Raw genomic sequence first — 17,660 nt, 5'->3', positions numbered from 1 at the left:
GGTGAATGGCGGATGGTTGACCGAAAGCATTCAAGCTGCCAGCCCATTTGGCATGAGCGGCCTGGGTGAGCCGGCAGCTAATGGCTCCGGCGCTGCTGCGCTGATGAACGCCATCTATAACGCCATCGGCGGGAGTTACCAGGCAATGCAGAGGCCGATGACGCCTGCCCGCATCCTCAAACACCTTGGAAAGGCTTAAGGAGACTAGAAGATGAATAAGATCACTCACGTTAATGCCAAAACCGTAGCGGAAGCATCGGCTGCCATGGGAGCAGGCACTGCCGTCATCGCTGGTGGCACCGATATTCTGGGTGTGCTGAAAGGCATGATTCTCAAGAACCCACCGACTAAGCTGGTAAACATCAAAACCATCCCCGGCTTAGACTACATCAAGGAAGAGGGCGGCATAATCAAAATCGGCGCCCTTACCAAACTTACCGCCATATATGAGTCGACTGTTGTCCAGAGTAAGTTACCGGCACTATCTGAGGCGGCCCACCTGGTGGGTACACCCCAGCTACGCAATATGGGTACCATTGCCGGCAACCTGGCTCAGGCGGTGAGGTGCTGGTACTACCGTGCCGAGCACGCCGAGTTCGACTGCCTGAGAAAAGGCGGCCCTTTATGCTACATGGTACCCGGCAATAACTTAAGGCACAGCGCCCTGTTCGGGTCTGCAGGCTGCTTTGCCGGCTTCCCTTCAGATTGTGCCCCGGTGCTGGTAGCCATGGGGGCTACCATAGTCACCAACAAGAGATCCCTGGCCATTGCTGACATGTATGGCGGCCTGGCAAACACCCTGGCTAATAATGAAATCATCACCGAGATACAGGTACCCGCACCGGCTGCCGGCACCAAGCAGGTCTACAAAAAGTGGGCATGGAGAAAAGCCATCGACTTCCCCGAAGTGGGTGTGGCGGCGTTTCTCACCATCTCCGGCGGCAATGTGACCGATGCCAAAATCGTCATGGCTGGTGTTTCACCGGTACCCTACCGCTCAACCGCTGCTGAAAATGCCATCAAGGGTGGCGCTCTAAATGATGCCAGAGCCACCGCTGCCGGCGCTGCTGCGGTCCAGGGTGCAACCCCCCTGACCAACAACAAATACAAGCTCCAGTTAACCAAAACCATGGTAAAAAGGGCATTGCTCAGCCTGGCTTAACAAGACAGCGTTTACGTAATCTTACATAGTCAGGTTAGAGTAACAGGGTAAAGGCGAAGGGGGATGCCCCTTCGCCTTTACTCGGCAAGGAGCGGGGCTAAAGCATGAAAAACAAGATATTTAATGCCTACACCTACTTTATGGCCGGCCTCATTCTTGTTACCGGGGCTACCTTTGTCAAGCTGGAGTGCCCGGTATGCGGCGGCACCGGCAGCATAGCCGGCGTTTCCGGTATGGAGGTAAAGTCTATCAAGGCTGACCTCGTCAACCACTATGAACTCGGCATAGAATGCGGCTGGGATTTTGAGAAGTTTACCTACGACGTTGAATTAACGGTGGAAAACTATAGAGAAAACGCGGCCTGGGGGGTGATACTGGTAACCTTCCACGACCCGGAGGAATCATACTTTATACAGGTCGAGATAGATGACGAGGAAGTGGAAAAAGAAGTTACCGGGCAGACGCTCCTGTCATACCCGTGGTTTATTCAGGTACCCGCCAACACCACCCAGGTGTTTAAAAAGCGGGTTGACTTTCAAGGGGTAACCCTGGAGTTTTACGGGGGGCTTGACCACCTGATTAAAGCCAATCTTGCCTCAAGCTACCCCTGCCCCTTCCACGGAGAGGATGCCAGGGTCGTCTTCCCGGAATGGTTGAAATTGAGGTAGTAAAGCATGAAGTTAAGGCTGGGTTCAAACCGCATATTTGTAATCGGCATTATCATGGGGCTCGGGGCGGCGCTTGTCCAGGCTTATTTTAAAGTACAGCCGCCTGAGGCTTATGGCATCAGCTTTATCGGCCACCCCAATGACCTGTTTGCCTGGCTGACCAACAAATTCGCCGGTACAAACTGGCCGGTGCGCGATGTGTTTGTTATTTACCCGGCGCTCACCGTTATTGGTGTATTACTCGGCTCCATTGCGGCTGCCAGCAGGAACAAGGAGTTTAGAATCCAGACGGGGCCGGTGAGGAAGGGGTTTTTAGCCATCATTTTCGGCTTTTTAGTTGTCAACCTCGGCCTGCTATGGGGTTCGTGCCCCATAAGAACGGCGCTGCTGGTGGGTTATGGCAACGGCATGGCCGTGCTTGCCCTGCTGTCGATGGCTGCTGGAGTGATGCTGGCAGTTACCTACATCCGCTTTAAGGCTAAAAAGGGGATACCTCGATGATAGCTAGTCTGGCGACTCTAGCCCTCGGCATTCTCATTGGCTATATGGGACAACGGTCCAAGTTTTGCACTATCAGCGGCATCCGTGACTTTTTCATGCTGAAAGATTCCTTCCGCTTCAAGGGGTTACTCGGCCTGATTGCGGGCAGCGCCGCGGGTTATTTTGCCTTTCAGTTTTTGGGGGGGGCCATCCCCAACTTCCCACTGGGGATGGGTTTGGGATCACCGAGTTTGCTTATTGCCGGCGTAGTCGGTAGCATGGGTTTGGGTTTTTTTTCGGTGTTTGCTGAAGGCTGCCCTTTCCGCCAGCACGTTATGGCTGCTGAGGGCAAAGTGTCAGCACTGCTTTATCTACTGGGTTTTTATCTGGGGATAGTTTATTTTAATGTGGTAACCATCAAATGGCTTGACCTGTTACTCAGAAGCATGGGTTAGGTTTTTAGTGGACCATTTTTATTTTGAATGCCGAGCCACTCACACGAGCGGGGATGGGTGATTATTCAATAAATGCCTGATAATAATGAAAACGGGCTATTGGACTCAATGAGATCCAGGCTCAGGCAGGAGAAGGAAAGGCTGGCAGTTGCCCGGGGAAAGGACCTTAAGGTGGTGGGCTACTTCTGCCCGTATTTCCCTGAAGAACTGGTTCTTTCTGCCGGCATGCTGCCGGTGCGGCTTGAGGTCGGGGGTGGGGAATACCCTGCCCTTGATGGCGTATGCCTGACAGGTAAATGTGAGGGTATGGAGGAGCCTGAAGAAAGGTTTAATGTACCCGTATTTAAGCTTAACCTGCCGCCAGCGGACCGCTACCGCAATGACCATAATGCCCGGGGAGTGCTTGAGAAGGAGTTAAGGGGGTTAAGGAAAAGTCTGGAGGGTCTTTCCGGCAGGTTTATAACATACCTTGATGATATCCGGGCAATAATATTATGTAACCAGATTAGAGAGAAGTTAAGGCGGCTATACGAGTACCCTGCAGATGACCGTTCGCCGCTTGAGTGGCGGCAGGTCTTTGAAATAACCCAGGCAGGGGGGGTGATGGGCAGGCGCGCTTTTTTGGAAGAGCTTGCCAAGATAGAAAAGGCTTTGGGGGCGAGGAAAGCCTCCGGGGTGGCGGTTGATTCGAGGATACGCCTCATGATCACCGGCAGCTGCATGAGTGGCATTGAAAGGCTAAATGAGATTATAAATAAAGCCGGGGGCATTATTGTAGCCGACTATGCCTGCCCGGCAGGCATGCTGCTCAGGAAAAAGGTGCCTGTTTTCGGCATCGCCGAGAGGCCGCTTGAGAGTCTTAGCGAACGCTACCTGTATAATGCCCCGTGCGAGTGCAGGGGAGATACCCGCGGAAGGCTCGACCACATGATCAGGATTGCCAAGAATTACCGGGTACATGGCTTGTTATATTATAACCCCGGGAATCTTGATGCTTTAAGGGAAGACTATAAGCTTGTGGATAACGCCTTCTACCGAGAGCTTTCAGTGCCGGCATTTCTTGTCAATGGCAGCGACCTTGAGGCCGAAAACACGCAGGCAAAGATAAAAGAGTTTATTGATATTATCGGCGGGCGTGTTTAAATAGGGGTTAGTGAGTGATTCATGCTAAAACTTGAACTAACACCCGGGAGAAAAGCGGCAGCCTGGTCTGTAACTGTAGCCCTTTTCAGCGCCTGGTGGTATCTTAGCCCCTACCCGTGGCTGGGATTGGCTGTGGGGCTGGTAACAGGCCTGCTAACCTTTGGCATGCTGAGTAGCGGCCGGATTGAGCGCTTCAGACAGCTGCTATTTATCGCCATACCTGTTATTATAATACTCACCCTGGCCGGCACCTACCTGCTATTGGGTAATGTCCAATTCATGCAGTGGGTAGCCCGGTGGGACCCAGGGTACTATTTTCCTTCAGGCGGTGGCACTGGCACCATAGTATACCCGGGACCGGTAGTGCTGCCGGCTATATTCTGGAGAGGGGCCGAGTTTTTAACGCAATTTGATACCTGGCAGACTTCAGTCCCCAGAACACTACTGGCCTTCTTCCTCTTCATGATACCATACGCCATTATCTTCCTCGTGTTCGGTCGGGCCTTCTGCGGATGGATTTGCCCTTTAGGTGGGCTATCTGAGTTTGGCGCTGCTGCCGGCAGGCAGTGGATGCGCCTTAACTTCCTGAGGATTAGGGTGGAGTCTCCGGACGGCTTTTATTATGCAGGCCTAAAACCATGGGTTCAGGCTATCAAGTATGTTTTTGCCCTGGCAATAGTGCTTATGTCCTTTATGCTCGGATTTGCCCTGATTAACATCTTTTTCCCGGTGCTCTGGCTTAAATCAGTCACCGGGTTCTGGATCGTAATGGGTATCCTTGCGGTATTTGCCGTAGCCCTTCCGCTGGTAACCGGCAGAAGGTGGTGGTGCTTCATCTGCCCGGTAGCGGCCGTACTTGCGCGTATCGACAGAATCAGCCCCTTTAAGATCAAGATTAACCCCGAGAAGTGCGTGAAGTGCCTTGATTGCGTGGAAGCCTGCCGGATGTATGCTTTGAGCCCCGGCGATGTAGAAAATGGTGGGTTGCGGGGTGGCCACTGCGTTAAATGCGGGCGGTGCATCGAAGCTTGCAGTGAAAAGGCAGTCGATATCTGCTGGATGGAAGGTAAAAGAAAGGTGAGGGCGCCGTTTTTGGCAACTATTATTTCTACCACGCTCGTGCTTTACACCTGGTATGTAGTGTTACTGGCATCTATGGCGTCAAGGCCTGGTTCTTTTAACTGGCCGTGGTAGATCTGAAATACTTAAGGAGGTAGGCAAATTGGCGAAAGAGACAGGGAAGGAGAAGGCTTTAATTGTCTTTGATTACATCTATTACGCCATGAGAGCCAAGCACTTCCTCGAGCAGGCGGAGTATAGCCCCAAGGAAGTGGCGCCACCGCCTGAGTACAGGACGGGATGTGACCTCGCCCTTGAAATCAATGCTGAGGATGTCGACCTTGTGGAGCGAATCCTTGAGAAAAATGACATCCTGTTTATGGATATCCTGTTTCTGCCCAAGGGCACCCAACTCGTGCCGGTGTATCTTGCCAATCTTATCAAGGTGACCGATTTTGCCGGCTACACTATGGTGCGCTGCGGTAATATGAAGATCACCTACAGGAAAGGGACGGGTACCATAGTCAATATTTCCGGCGGTGGCTGACCGGATATCCCACTGCTCGGTCTGAGCTTAACGGATACCGTAATCGGTGAAGGCCCATCCCCCAAGGAATTGGGCAAGACCATATGCGCCTATACCCTGGAGCACGCCTACCAGAAGGCGCTTGAACTGTTTAGACAGGAAAGGGAAATAAAATAATGCTTGTGTTAGCCGGAACGATACCCATTGAAGGTATGCCTTTGGTAAAGGGGGAATGCCGATATGAAAAGGGGAAACTTACAGTCGGCAATTATGTCCTCGATGGCAGGTATGTATCCCTGGGTACAGCCGCCATGACATCTGCCACCACCATCACCTGTCAGACCTTAGGCATTAAACCACCCTACCTTGTCACCCATGGCGATACTGGTTTGGGGGACGGCACATTGAAGATACTTGAGTACCTTACGCGTGAGATTAACGCCTTAAAGGCCAGCGTCCTTACCCTGCACTACCTTTTACCCACCAAGGAGCCCTTTATCAAGCTGGTTGAGGCAGTGGAAGCTGCAAGCCCCAGGCCATTTTTAATAGCCGATGCCGGAGCGCTCCTTAACGCTAAAGCCATAGGCCTGGCCAGAAAGTTTGACTTATTCACCCCGGACCCCGGTGAACTCAGTTTTTTAGCCGATACCGATGCCGCCCATCCGGCTTATGTGCAGCACTTTATCTTTAAAGTGGATGATGTCGAAATTGCCAGACTGAGCAAACAGGCTTATGACGAAGGTAATGCGCCTCGCTATCTGCTGGTAAAAGCCGCTACAGACCACATCGTGTTCGAGGGCGAGTTAGCCGGGGTGGTAAAGCAACCGCTGATTCCCGCTCTTGAGCCCATCGGCGGCACCGGGGATACCATTACCGGTATCGTTTCCGGGCTTATCTCAAGCGGTATGGACCCGGTTGAAGCCTGCTTGAAAGCAGCCCAGGTCAACCGCTACATGGGTGAGATTATGCGGCCTACCCCGGCAACCAAGATTGCCCAGCTTATTCCGGCTATAGCTGAAGCTTTAGGCAGGGTGATTAAATAAATGATTCATAAGCTAGGAGAGAGAATGACAGGGAAATGGAAGAAAGCGTACGCTGAGCTTGTAGGCTATATTGCCGGAAACCCCGAGATTAAAATTAGCAGGAGTGTTACTATTATTCCTGGAGAAGCCCGGGAAGAGTTTTACCGGTTATTTGATGACGCAAGGCGGGCATTCATCGAGGAGCAAACTCCCGCTATATACGAGGAAGCTTGCAGACTGAGTAAAGGCTATCTGGCCGAGGTCGGGGCACTGAAAGAAATCCTGAAAGTAGCTGAAATCAAAGCGCCTCCGCGGCTCGACGGTCTGCTTAATGACCCGGTTAACGGGATTTCAAGGGCGCTTTTCGACCCGCTTTTTGATTTTCTTAAAACGGGCGGGGTCTCTGAAGAATTTGAATGCAAGGCAGCAGAGACAGTTAAGGCTTACTGGCAGCCGCTTTATAAACGGGGGTATGAGGATTGGGTAATACTCTCCCTGGCAAATATGCTCTCACTCGAGAGGATCCTCGCGTCATCGTGGGATGAGATAGTAAGGGAATGCCATGAGCTCCAGCCGGATCAAAAGAGGGGTTGGACTGAGCAGAACGTGCCCGAGCCTGAGGAACTCGAAAAGATAGAACTGGGGCATGAGGGCTATGACCCTGCCTTTATCATATCCGATATCATACTTCGCTCTCAAAAACTGAAGAGATACGTGTCCTTTGGGGCAGACCTGACCGATGCCGCCTGGTATGCCAAGAATGCCAGCGACAAAAGGGAGTGGATCAAGCTCCGGGACCGGGGCTTGGACTCAAAGCCGCTGCTTAACTGGCCGGGGTTTGTTATCTATACGGATAGCGAACCAGTTGAAATAAGTCTGGTAGCCGATTTCAGCCGCTTCCTCAGGCCGGAGATAATGGTCGAATGTATGGTGCAGGAGGACTGGTACCAGCGAGGATACCTGGATAAGATTAAGACCAGACATGAGTTTTTTAAGCCCACATTGGGAACTTTTATCGTATCCAGATACCCGGTACCGGATGAGGCCTTCAAGGCACTTGAGACGAAAGTAGCTTCGCAGAAAGCGGCAGAGGCCCGAGCAGAGACTGGATTGAAGATAGCGCCCGAGGTAGCTCCGGGTGAAAAATCCACCGCCGGTGTAGAACCTCAAGAGAAAACATTAAACGGGACGGAAGCAGCACTTCAGGTGGAAGCAGGAAAGAGTACTCGGAGTATTTTTATAATTTCGGCTGCCGGTTATGACAGGGAGTCGTTAGCCCCCATCATAGAAGTCCTCAAGCCTCCTGTGGAAGAAGAGGATAGAGAGGCAAAGCAGTAGATTCCATAAAAATAAACCGTAAAATTTCCTATAGGGGGCAGGTGGGCCGCCTGCGGGAGTTGTATTGCATTGAGCAATTACGATACATGAAGGCCTGCTATAAAAAGATAGGCGAAGACCAGCTTGAATACGTGCGCGTCCATGGTAAAAGCATCTCATGCGGCATGGGTTGTGATGCCTGCTGCCGCTACCTTTATATAGGGGCAACCCTGCAGGAATGCGAAGCCATCGCCTACTACCTGCAGCACAACGAGGCACTGCTTGAAAGCTTTGTTGCCCTGTATCCCAGCTGGCGTGAATCCGTCAGGGAAAAGGGGGACCAGTTTAAGGAATGCCAACAGCGCTTTACCGATATGCTGAAGTATGGCTCCAGTAAACCCAAAGAAGAGGCGTTTGATGAATCCATCAAGCGCCACAACCGCCAAAAAATCTGTTGCCCGTTTCTGGAGAATAATCTGTGTACTATTTATGAAACCCGCCCGGCTAATTGCGCCGGCTTCTTCGCTACTTCTCCTCCTGAGCTGTGCCAGCCGGTAGAAGATGAAGCTCCGGCTTTAAAGCCGGAATTTACGCTAACACAAATCGACGACGCGGTAAACGATACTTCCTTTTACTATAAAAGTCTTAATCACCCGGTTACTCTGTATGCGCCAGTAGCCGTTTACCACATTCTGGAAGAAAGCTACTCCTATCTGAACCAGTTTGCCGGCCTCGAAGGTATAAAACAAGAAGCTTTAAACGACCCTGAAGTAAGGGCTATTATCCGCTCCCATTCCGGCAGATAACAAACACTGGTATCCCTGTGCTATAGTGCACTCTTGGCAAGCCGTCCTTGAGTATCTCATCCACGGTAATCCGCCATTCGGACCTGACCCGAACGCGTTATTTTCAGGCTATTAAGCAGATTGGGTAAACACTGTGGGCAGGGCAGATTTGCGAGTCTCAGAATATATGCAGATCACCGTATGCCCCGACGTCCCTAAGTGGGGGAACGGTTAAGTGCTCTTACTCAGAAGAGCCAGATACCCTTTGGAGTCCAGGAGATCTTTAAGTTCGTCGGGTTTACTCAGCTGAATAGCTATTATCCACCCGTGGGTATAAGGGTGATACTCTATCGGCTGTATATTGCCGCCGCGAAGCCAATCCCTCAAGCTATCGTTGATCTGGACGATTGCACCGCTCACGGGGGTAAAGATATCAGTGGCCATTTTGTATCCTTCGATGGATGAGAAAGAGTCGTCCTTAGCAAGTTTGAGGCCAACATCAGGCAGAGTCATTGCGTGAGGCTCACCAAGAATCTTGACCATCGGGCTGGTAATCCCCAGCACCACAACACCGGTGGATACCAGCTTGACCCATACATGATAGTTGGTATAAAGACGATCTGTGGCAACCGTACAATTACTGAGCCCGGGTACCGGAACAAGCGGAGGTGGGGCAGCGGGTACCGTATATGAAAAAGTAGGCGCGGTGTTAGTACCTGTATTCGAGGTGGTTCCGGTAGTTGGTTCAGCGCGCTTGCAGGCTGAGACAAGAGAAAGAGTTGCCACAAAAGCACCACCAGTGGTTATTCCCAAACGTTGCAGAAACTGCCGCCTGGAAAACTTGGGAACCCCAATACCATCAGCCTTTGTTCGGGTTTCTTTTTCAGGCATATTCTCCTCGCTCCGTGTGTATAATATGCTTATATGCGCCTTATAGAGTATATCAACAAGATAATGATGTCAATAAGCCCCAAGGAGGCCGGTTTTATTCGGGCATAGCGGTAACTATCCGATGCTCTTATACTGTTCTACAATCTCGTCTTTTATGATTTTTTCAATGGCTCGTATATTGTTAGGATTCCCTTCTCAAGCAGCTTGTCAAAATAAAATTCGGCTGAAGCAGTAGAGGAGAACCATCTGGAAAAATCCTCCCACCTGAAGGGTTGGCAAGCGCGCATTTTTTCAATTACTGGTAACCATTCAGCTGGTATCTGGAAACGTGTCCTTGTAGTCCAGTTATAACACTGGATGCCTTTTTCTGTCTCAATGAGGTCAAGGTTTTCATCTGCAAGTACAAACAGGGCACTTTCTAGCGATATATTGCTGTTTGTAGTATTTTCAGGTTCCTTTTCAACTGCCGTGTTGTTGAAACAGGCTGCAAAATCCTTGTATGCGGCTAGCACTTTTCCCTTTTCATCCCCTGTCATTGCCGGGTCAATTACCTCGAGGTGGTTAATGCGAAATTGAGCCTGACCGGTTTCTGTGGAGGAGCGCACCCTCTGAAGCCCAAAAAATTCAGGCTGGCGACCAACGAGTGAAGAGAGTGTTACCTCGAACGGAAAATAAGAAATATAGCTAAAACAATCATGGAGTTCCCGGACTATCGCCAGCGAGTCCATTGCTTCCCGGTAGGTAGTGGTCGGCAAATCGGGTATCAGGTTTATTTTTATTTTGAGCCCGGCTTTTTTAGCCGCACGCAAGAAATTAATATTTTCCTCGCCGGTAGCTGCTTTATGCATTAAAGATAAAACTCGGCTCGTCATGGTTTCCAAGCCGACTGCCAGGAATTCACAGCCTGCCTTTGCCACTAGATTGAGCGTTTCCGAAGTGAAATGCTTGTCAGCAACGGCAAAACTTTGCCAGATTACACCTAACTTCCTTTGCAGGATTATCCTGCTGATCTTCTCCGCAAAAGCCGGAGGAATGGCTTCTGTTATTACCGAGAACCGGTTTACGCTGTGCTTATTAAGCTGATATTCCATTTCATCGATAAAATTATCAGGTTTACGCGTTCTAAAGGCAGGGTTACCTCTGTAAATCTCAATATAATCGCAATACGCGCATTTGCCCCAGTAGCAGCCCCGCGCCTGCACAATACCAATTTCCGGTTTTGACAGGCGAGCCAGCAAGCTGGAATCGTATTTAGCAAAGGGAAGGGAATCAAGATCAGGCCCGGATGTCGGGGGTTGGTGAACAACTGTTGCTCCCGCCCGGCAGGAAACTCCCGGGACTTTTTCCGGCTCCCAGATTCCGGCTCTCTTCTGTTCAACCAGCGATTTTAAGGGATATTCACCGTCTGAACTGACTATGGCGTCAATTGCCGGGTTACTGGAAATTATTCTTTCAATACCGCCTGGAGCCATCAGGCTCATGGTTGGGCCTCCCAAGATAACGGCCAGTTGAGGGATAATCTCTTTTAAATAACTCCCCAGGATGAGAGCCGGCCCCAGTTGAGGACCAACAGGAACAACTATGCCTACAGTATGGACACTTGCCGGCAAGGCATGTATGAATTTAATTTGCTTATAAAATTCCCTGAATATCCGCGCTCCAGGTGTTTGGCTTAAACCGGTTTGGGTCATATCGCCTAGTGCCATGTCCAGCCTGTAAGGCTTTACAAGTATATTTAGCAGATAAGCCGCTTCAGAAGAATCTTCGCGGAATCGGTGCCTGCCCTGGTCGTCAAATAACAGGTGGTTATAACGCGCAAGCATACGCGCAGAAACTGCCGGCATGGATTCCGGAGGTAAGCTGATGCCCTCCCCAAAATCCCCTTTTCCCATGCGTTCCAGGTTTTCAGGGTTCAGGAGGTGAACAGCGAAATCTTCATTAAAATCAGCCTGGACTGAGCCAATACCCGCTGCCGAAAGATATCCGGCCAGCACGGCGGTTGAAGGGTAATAGCTTCCAAAATTGGTTTCCACCAGCGGGGGGAAAACCAGTGCGATTTCTGGGTGAACTTCCTGTTGTTTCGAAAGTTGTGTATTGTGCATTTTGTATCAATGTCTGCCAGATGGGACTAATACCGACGCTTGTATAACATGGTCTTCCAGATCAAGTGCTATCGCTGAGAGCCTGAAGTATCTTTGCTGGAGTTATCGGAGGGTTTCCTATCCATCTGCCGGTAGCGTTATATACGGCATTGGCGATAGCTCCATAGTTTGAAACGCTGGGTTCCCCAATCCCCTTGCATCCATAGGGGCCGCAGGCGTCATCGCTTTCGATAATAATTGCTTCGTGCCTGTCGGAGTTAAGGTCAAGAGTAGTCGGCCACTTATGGTCAATATAACCGGCATTTAATGTGGCCCCGGTCCCTTGGTCAAGTATTTGCTCGTAGAATAAAGCCTGGCCAATCATAAGCTCAATACCGCCTTCTATCTGGCCTTCGCAACCTTTCCAGAAAATAGCTTTGCCGGTATCAACTGCATTAATAAGTTTAAGTATTTCTACCTCTCCGGTTTCCGGGTCAACAGCCACTTCAGCAGCAGCACCAGAAACACCTCTCACTTCGCATGGGCTGCCTTTCGGGAAACCGTGAATGGGCCTTTGCAGAACCTTTTCCCACGTATAACCACGGCCTACAATGGGGGGCGGTGCCCGGGTTGCAACTTGAGCATGGCTCCTAAAGTTAGCAGGGTTAGCTTTTTCATATATTCTGCCATCTTTGGCTTCGATTTCATCAGTCGGGACATTTAGCATGGTTGATGCCACTTCAAACAGCTGGTTTCTGGCATCCAGTGCCGCCATGTGGAAGGCGGCACCGCCGGTAATGGTCCTGGTGCTACCTCCCTGAAAACCACCATCGGCGCAAACATCGGTATTGCCCCACTCACCTACCATGACATCCTCATATCTAACCCCCAGAGTTTCGGCAACTATATGGCAGTGTGCCGAATTAGTGCCTCCGCTGGCACGACTTATCCCGTCGAGGATAAGTGCAGTACCATCCCTGTTTATATTTACAGTAGCCCCCACCGGGCGTGCCATTGTACCATGAGGGTCTATGTGAGCGCATATTCCAATGCCGTGAAGCTTTCCATCAGGAAGGATGCGTGCTCCAGGCTTATGCCAATTCCGGTTCCAATCAACGGCTTCTGAGATTTGTACTAAAATATCCCTGATGCCATTACTGGCAAGCGGCAAGCCAGTATCCTGGTCGGGAGTATCTGGAGTAACGATATTTTTTAGCCTGAATTCAAGGGGGTTTAAGCCCACTTTTTCAGCCAGCATGTCAATTACAATTTCTGCTAAATAAGTAGCCTGCGGATGGGATATACAGCGCCAGTAGCCGATTCTAGGCTTGTTTGTTGCCACCGTCCAGTTTTTGAAACTGCCGTTAGGGCACTTATAGGTAAATTTCAAGACGTCGTTGGCTTCAACAACCAGCGGCCATCCGTTTGAGCATGCATCACCATAGAAGGTTGAGTCAATGGCAGTGAGAGTGCCATCGCTTTTTGCGCCCATTTTAATGGTGGCCTTTACCGGAAATTGGTGGGTGCGGTTGATGAAGTTTTCAGCCCGGCTAAGGGCAAACTGTACCGGGCAACCGGCTTTTTTTGCCAGCACCGCAGCCACAATAGACCAGTCCCTATCATGCTTATCGCCATGGCCCCCGCCGGTACCGTGAGAAACAAGGTGAACCTTGGCAAGGGGCATCTTGAATGCAGAAGCAATTAGTGACCGCTGGTTGAATGGATTCTGAGAACCGGTCCAGATGTAGAGGTGATCCCCGGTCCAACTGGCTACGGCAGTGCAGGTTTCCAGTGTGCCATGCTGAAAATAATTGGTCCAGCCCAGGGTCCGATTGATAATTATATCTGCCTCGGCAAAACCTTTCTCAATATTTCCCCGGCTTTCTTCCCTGGGATAACAGTTCCGATCAGGGAAGGTGCCTACCAGCGGCGCCCCTGGTTTCATAGCCTCATCCGGGTCTAAAACAGCTGTTAAAACTTCATATTCGACTTCAATCAGTTCAATTGCGCGGACGGCAGTGTCTTCATCAACAGCAGCAATAGCTGCCACTTCCTGTCCATAGTAAAGAATAGTATCTGAAAATACCGGACAGTCCTCGTAAGTGCATATGGCTTCTACGCCCTCTAAAGCCACGGCTTTAGAAGTGTCGATGCTTTTAACCCTTGCATGGGCATACTTAGCCCCGGCAACACGCACAAACAATTTCTTGCCCGGCAAATTATCAGCGGCATAATCTAGCTTGCCGGTTACAATATCCACTATTTGCTTGTCAAGGTTTCCCGGGTTTCCTATTACTGACAGTTCATTCATTTCCTTAAGCCGTTTTTGTGTATGGCGAAGCACGGCATCGACGATTTTCTTGGTATGCCCACAGATACACAGATGGCCCGAAAGCACTTCTCTCACTTCATCCATGGAGGGAGCCGGGTTATTATCAAGAAGTGCCTTGGCCGACATAATAAACCCGGGCGTGCAATAGCCGCACTGGGCGGCATTGTTATTAACAAAAGCCTGCTGTACCGGGTGCAGGTTTATACTGTCTGAAATACCCTCAATGGTGGTAATATGCTTTCCGGTAGCTTCCACGGCCAGTACCAGGCAAGAGACGATAGCTTTGCCATCGATAATTACGGTACAGGCACCGCATGAGCCTCGGTTGCAGCCGATTTTAGTGCCGGTTAAGCCCAGTTTTTCACGGAGTACAAAGGATAATGACCAGTAGGCTTTAGCCTGGAGGGTGTACATAGTTCCGTTAACATTCAGGGTTATACTTCCCAGACCGGTAAACATGCTGTCCAGGTATGCCTTGAGTTCCTGAAGGCTAGAGAATTCTCTGTTATCGTAGGGGCTCATGAACCGGGTGACCGGCTGCTGCCCCGGATAGTTATCAGAAATATATTGAGTCAACTGTTCAAAGGTATCAAAGGCCTTGCCGTCATAGGGGCAAATGTAGCGTGGCTTTTCATTGGTCAGAGTTACCGTTTTAGCGCTGTCATTCGCAGTGCATGCTGAAAAAAGCAGTCCGGAACCCGCGACTGATCCACCCAAAACCACACCGACACTTGCCAAGAACCTGCGCCGTGATAAGTTAACAGGCTCCCCGGCGCTTTTTTTATCCTGCATAACTACGCTTGATTTCCATAAGAATGCCACATTCCTATTTGTGTTTAGTATCCCGGTGTGAAAGCAACGGTACCAGGGCTGGCAGGTAAAGCTACCCTGCCGGCAGGCAGTACAATGCAGTTTTTAAAAGTAAGCCCTGCTATGTAGTAGGATGTAGGCCCTTTATTCAATCCCACCACATCAATCTTGTCCCCCGGCTTATAATTTTTCATATCATCGGGTTCTACCAGGTAACACTTGATTTGATCCACCCAGATAAAGCCTTCATTCAATCCGATAAACATACGTTTATCAACCAGTACATCTTTAAAGACATATATAATGTCATTATACATAGCTTCCATCTTAGTAAAATCACCGTAACCGGTAAAATAAACATTTACCAGGGCTTTGGGGTCAACTTGTGTACAATTATAATATTCCGGTGGCAAAAAGGGTTGAGGGTTCAATACAAAAGTACGGTTGGAGCAACCACCGGTAAGCAACGTTAATAACATTATCAGGACCATCGATATAAATATGGTTGTTTTTTTGTGTGACACTAACATCTATAACCTCCTTGTCTCGTGTATTTTGGGGCTAGATAAGGGCATGACGTAATTATAAAACCCAGTGTTCACTATTCAAGCATTAATGCCTATTCCCACTCATTTGATTATATCATGCTTGCGTAATTGCCTCCGCGATACAAGAACGGCGGCAATCGCGAATAAAAGAATGCCCGGCAGACCGAATACCAGCAGGAACATACCAGGTGCTGTAGGCTCATATCCAGCAGACGAGGCAAAGTAGTTCTGCAGCGCTACCAGCAAAAGCACCAGCCCCAGAGCGGCGATGATCCATTCATACCAGGTAACAGCAATCTTACGGCTACGCAGCCATAGCACTAGTAACATCAAAACAACAGCAAGCAGTATACCTGCAAAAAACCACACATCATCCTCCTCTTTTAATCCCACCCAAAACTGGGCATCTCCAGGTCCCAGAAACCGGCAGGATCCCTTCTGGGGCCCCAGTCCAGCAGGTCGTCCATCTTGCGGAAGGTACGATTCAGTGCCGTAGTTTTAGCGATGGTGCTGCGCATGGTCTTGAAATAGGATGTATTCTGCGGCCGGTTCAGCGGGCACAGCGCCAGGCAGAAGCCGCAGCCGGTGCCGGTCTGGCGCCAGTAGGTATAGCACAGTGGTTCAATTCTAAACCAGCCCTTTACCCCCGGGTTCTTGTAAGGTCCTGGAATCTTCCAGGTGGGTTCAGTGTCCGGTGCTATGGCATGCGCCGGGCACATGTCAGAACATTTTTTGCAGACGCGGCAGAAGTCCATAACACCGGTATCGATGGGCTTGGTGGGCGCCAGCGGAAGGTCGGTAATCATCTTGAATACACGATGTGAAAAGCCCCGGCCGGGAGTTATTATATGCTCTATCCGGCTTATTTCCCCCAGTCCTCCCATTACCCCTAATCCAACTGATGTCCCCAGGGCATTGGGCCGGGGTTCTCCATAGCAGTTATATCCCAGGGTGCGGATAAAGTCCTGGAAGCGGTCTTGCAGCCAGGGCCCCTGGGCATAGGGCATATACACCGTGGCTTCCGCGTTGAATGACGGCAGCCTCCTCGTTAGCTCATGGGACATCATCATGGTGTAGACGATCACCCAGCGCGCTTTCTTGGGCAGAATTTTGACTTTCTCACTTTCTTCCCCGAGTTCCACATCTTTGATCTCCATTTGCTTACCGTCTACGTCGTAGGTATAGATTAATTTCTCGGTAGTATCCGTATCCAGTTCGACATAGGCCACATCAACGGCCCCGTAGAGGCGCATGACTGTCCTCACCATGCGGGCGTTTTCTTCGGGGGTTCCTTCCCATCTGGGTACACCCAGGCTCTCAGGTGTCGGTGACTTCTTATATCCCAAATAGCTGTGAGGATCGAAGGCATAGCCCTGAGCACCCATCTTTACGGCATAGTCCTTCAGGGTATGACCCGGACGCTTATCCCGGATCCATTTTTTGGCATTTGCCAGGCCTACCTGGCTTAAGATCCCAGCGGTTTCCTTACCCACGGCTTTGGTGAAGCCGTTGACAAACATAACTTCACGGTAATCGAAGCGCTCCAGTATCTTCCAGTCGATCTCCACTGTGGGTTTGTCCACTTCTTTGACCCAGGCAGGCCGCTTCCAGTCAGCTTGGGGTGAGGCTATCACTTCATCCATATCACGTATAGCTGGCGGGGCGACGGCTAGAGCCCCCAGACCAGCACTTCCCATCCCCAGGGCTTTCAGGAACTCACGGCGACTGAGAATAGAATGATACTTGGACATGTTACACCTCCGAATTCTATAATCGACTGACCATTACTAGATCACAATAGCAAATAGATATATACTATTGCTCAGATTCTATTTTATGCTCGCTCGATAATCCTCCTAATAAACCAATAGCCCCAAGAAAACAGTAGTTTTCTTGGGGCTATTTATATAATTACCTGGAAACAGTTTTCAGCATATGCTGAGCTATGCCAACCGCATATATACTGGGTCATTCCATCAATGATTTCACCCAAAATACTCCAGTTTAAAATACGGAGGATACTGGCATAATCCCCCGATGGAAGCATGTCTAAATAACAATCGCGAAGGATGGTAATAAACTGAGGAGCATGATCTGAAAGAAACCCGACATGGTCGTCATGATATACAAAACCGGCCCCCGATATGCTGCTAAAGAGCAGACAGGCAACCATCAATAACTTTAATCCTGGCAACCTAAACATTTCAGCCACAATGCGACGTCTGTAGTTGACCAGTTTTATTACTTGCCATTTTATACACCTTTTAGATTAAGGTGTCAATTGGATGTAAGAGTCCAGTACATATTGGATTTTTGGGGGTTAGTGACAAAGTTATCCAAATAGTAGCGCAAAGGCGGAAGTTTTCCAATAGCCCGGTGAG

Annotated in this window: 17 protein-coding genes and 1 pseudogene; 11 read left to right on the top strand and 7 right to left on the bottom strand. The window is 50.0% G+C overall.

Annotation, left to right across the window (positions count from 1 at the left end):
• Position 1 precedes the first annotated feature (1 nt).
• From C4542_05445 to C4542_05395, 11 genes and pseudogenes are all read left to right on the top strand, one after another.
• Positions 2 to 199 carry a hypothetical protein gene (locus tag C4542_05445; GenBank protein ID RJO61850.1) on the top strand — a complete coding sequence of 66 codons (198 nt, stop codon included), beginning with the start codon at positions 2 to 4 and terminating at the stop codon, positions 197 to 199.
• A gap of 12 nt (positions 200 to 211) precedes the next feature.
• Positions 212 to 1,162, top strand: coding sequence for a molybdopterin dehydrogenase (locus C4542_05440; protein RJO61849.1), 951 nt, complete (start codon positions 212 to 214; stop codon positions 1,160 to 1,162).
• A gap of 104 nt (positions 1,163 to 1,266) precedes the next feature.
• The gene (locus C4542_05435) at positions 1,267 to 1,830 is read left to right on the top strand and encodes a hypothetical protein (GenBank protein ID RJO61848.1); all 564 of its coding nucleotides are present in this window, start codon (positions 1,267 to 1,269) and stop codon (positions 1,828 to 1,830) included.
• A gap of 6 nt (positions 1,831 to 1,836) precedes the next feature.
• Entirely contained in the window at positions 1,837 to 2,331 is a 495-nt protein-coding gene (locus C4542_05430) for a cytochrome C (GenBank protein RJO61847.1), read from the top strand.
• Entirely contained in the window at positions 2,328 to 2,765 is a 438-nt protein-coding gene (locus tag C4542_05425; protein RJO61846.1) for a transporter, read from the top strand. Before C4542_05430 ends, C4542_05425 begins: the two co-directional genes overlap by 4 nt.
• Positions 2,766 to 2,837: 72 nt before the next feature.
• Positions 2,838 to 3,908 (top strand): 2-hydroxyacyl-CoA dehydratase, encoded by a 1,071-nt coding sequence (locus tag C4542_05420; GenBank protein ID RJO61845.1) that lies wholly within the window; start codon positions 2,838 to 2,840, stop codon positions 3,906 to 3,908.
• Positions 3,909 to 3,929: 21 nt separating this feature from the next.
• The gene (locus C4542_05415; protein ID RJO61844.1) at positions 3,930 to 5,102 is read left to right on the top strand and encodes a 4Fe-4S binding protein; all 1,173 of its coding nucleotides are present in this window, start codon (positions 3,930 to 3,932) and stop codon (positions 5,100 to 5,102) included.
• An 88-nt stretch (positions 5,103 to 5,190) separates the two neighbouring features.
• Positions 5,191 to 5,670, top strand: a pseudogene (locus C4542_05410) (DUF3343 domain-containing protein).
• Positions 5,670 to 6,536, top strand: coding sequence for a sugar kinase (locus C4542_05405; GenBank protein ID RJO61843.1), 867 nt, complete (start codon positions 5,670 to 5,672; stop codon positions 6,534 to 6,536). Before C4542_05410 ends, C4542_05405 begins: the two are co-directional and overlap by 1 nt.
• Positions 6,537 to 6,560: 24 nt before the next feature.
• On the top strand, positions 6,561 to 7,853 hold the full coding sequence (locus tag C4542_05400; GenBank protein ID RJO61842.1) for a hypothetical protein: 1,293 nt from the start codon (positions 6,561 to 6,563) through the stop codon (positions 7,851 to 7,853).
• Between the two features lie 86 nt (positions 7,854 to 7,939).
• Positions 7,940 to 8,638 (top strand): hypothetical protein, encoded by a 699-nt coding sequence (locus tag C4542_05395; protein ID RJO61841.1) that lies wholly within the window; start codon positions 7,940 to 7,942, stop codon positions 8,636 to 8,638.
• 210 nt (positions 8,639 to 8,848) lie between these two features.
• On the opposite strand, the gene C4542_05390 is transcribed toward C4542_05395, so the two are convergent.
• The 7 genes from C4542_05390 to C4542_05360 form a co-directional block, all read right to left on the bottom strand.
• Entirely contained in the window at positions 8,849 to 9,508 is a 660-nt protein-coding gene (locus C4542_05390; GenBank protein ID RJO61853.1) for a glycine cleavage system protein H, read from the bottom strand.
• Positions 9,509 to 9,660: 152 nt separating this feature from the next.
• Positions 9,661 to 11,610, bottom strand: coding sequence for a radical SAM protein (locus C4542_05385; GenBank protein ID RJO61840.1), 1,950 nt, complete (start codon positions 11,608 to 11,610; stop codon positions 9,661 to 9,663).
• 61 nt (positions 11,611 to 11,671) lie between these two features.
• Positions 11,672 to 14,713, bottom strand: a complete 3,042-nt coding sequence (locus C4542_05380; GenBank protein RJO61839.1) for a hypothetical protein — start codon at positions 14,711 to 14,713, stop codon at positions 11,672 to 11,674.
• A 44-nt stretch (positions 14,714 to 14,757) separates the two neighbouring features.
• Positions 14,758 to 15,261 (bottom strand): hypothetical protein, encoded by a 504-nt coding sequence (locus C4542_05375; protein ID RJO61838.1) that lies wholly within the window; start codon positions 15,259 to 15,261, stop codon positions 14,758 to 14,760.
• A 99-nt stretch (positions 15,262 to 15,360) separates the two neighbouring features.
• Positions 15,361 to 15,648 (bottom strand): dehalogenase, encoded by a 288-nt coding sequence (locus tag C4542_05370; protein RJO61852.1) that lies wholly within the window; start codon positions 15,646 to 15,648, stop codon positions 15,361 to 15,363.
• Between the two features lie 14 nt (positions 15,649 to 15,662).
• Positions 15,663 to 17,030 (bottom strand): reductive dehalogenase, encoded by a 1,368-nt coding sequence (locus tag C4542_05365; protein RJO61851.1) that lies wholly within the window; start codon positions 17,028 to 17,030, stop codon positions 15,663 to 15,665.
• A 152-nt stretch (positions 17,031 to 17,182) separates the two neighbouring features.
• Entirely contained in the window at positions 17,183 to 17,452 is a 270-nt protein-coding gene (locus C4542_05360) for a hypothetical protein (protein RJO61837.1), read from the bottom strand.
• Between the last annotated feature and the right edge of the window lie 208 nt (positions 17,453 to 17,660).

The organism is Dehalococcoidia bacterium (assembly GCA_003597995.1).
Lineage (GTDB): Bacteria > Chloroflexota > Dehalococcoidia > Dehalococcoidales > UBA1222 > SURF-27.
This window is presented reverse-complemented; position numbering and strand designations above follow the sequence as displayed.

Bases quoted from the DNA above. Each gene is read 5' to 3' on its own strand.
- C4542_05440 (RJO61849.1), top strand. From the start codon at position 212: ATGAATAAGATCACTCACGTTAATGCCAAAACCGTAGCGGAAGCATCG.
- C4542_05435 (RJO61848.1), top strand. From the start codon at position 1,267: ATGAAAAACAAGATATTTAATGCCTACACCTACTTTATGGCCGGCCTC.
- C4542_05430 (RJO61847.1), top strand. From the start codon at position 1,837: ATGAAGTTAAGGCTGGGTTCAAACCGCATATTTGTAATCGGCATTATC.
- C4542_05425 (RJO61846.1), top strand. From the start codon at position 2,328: ATGATAGCTAGTCTGGCGACTCTAGCCCTCGGCATTCTCATTGGCTAT.
- C4542_05420 (RJO61845.1), top strand. From the start codon at position 2,838: ATGCCTGATAATAATGAAAACGGGCTATTGGACTCAATGAGATCCAGG.
- C4542_05415 (RJO61844.1), top strand. From the start codon at position 3,930: ATGCTAAAACTTGAACTAACACCCGGGAGAAAAGCGGCAGCCTGGTCT.
- C4542_05405 (RJO61843.1), top strand. From the start codon at position 5,670: ATGCTTGTGTTAGCCGGAACGATACCCATTGAAGGTATGCCTTTGGTA.
- C4542_05400 (RJO61842.1), top strand. From the start codon at position 6,561: ATGACAGGGAAATGGAAGAAAGCGTACGCTGAGCTTGTAGGCTATATT.
- C4542_05395 (RJO61841.1), top strand. From the start codon at position 7,940: ATGAAGGCCTGCTATAAAAAGATAGGCGAAGACCAGCTTGAATACGTG.
- C4542_05390 (RJO61853.1), bottom strand. From the start codon at position 9,508: ATGCCTGAAAAAGAAACCCGAACAAAGGCTGATGGTATTGGGGTTCCC.
- C4542_05385 (RJO61840.1), bottom strand. From the start codon at position 11,610: ATGCACAATACACAACTTTCGAAACAACAGGAAGTTCACCCAGAAATC.
- C4542_05380 (RJO61839.1), bottom strand. From the start codon at position 14,713: ATGCAGGATAAAAAAAGCGCCGGGGAGCCTGTTAACTTATCACGGCGC.
- C4542_05375 (RJO61838.1), bottom strand. From the start codon at position 15,261: ATGTTAGTGTCACACAAAAAAACAACCATATTTATATCGATGGTCCTG.
- C4542_05365 (RJO61851.1), bottom strand. From the start codon at position 17,030: ATGTCCAAGTATCATTCTATTCTCAGTCGCCGTGAGTTCCTGAAAGCC.
- C4542_05360 (RJO61837.1), bottom strand. From the start codon at position 17,452: ATGGTTGCCTGTCTGCTCTTTAGCAGCATATCGGGGGCCGGTTTTGTA.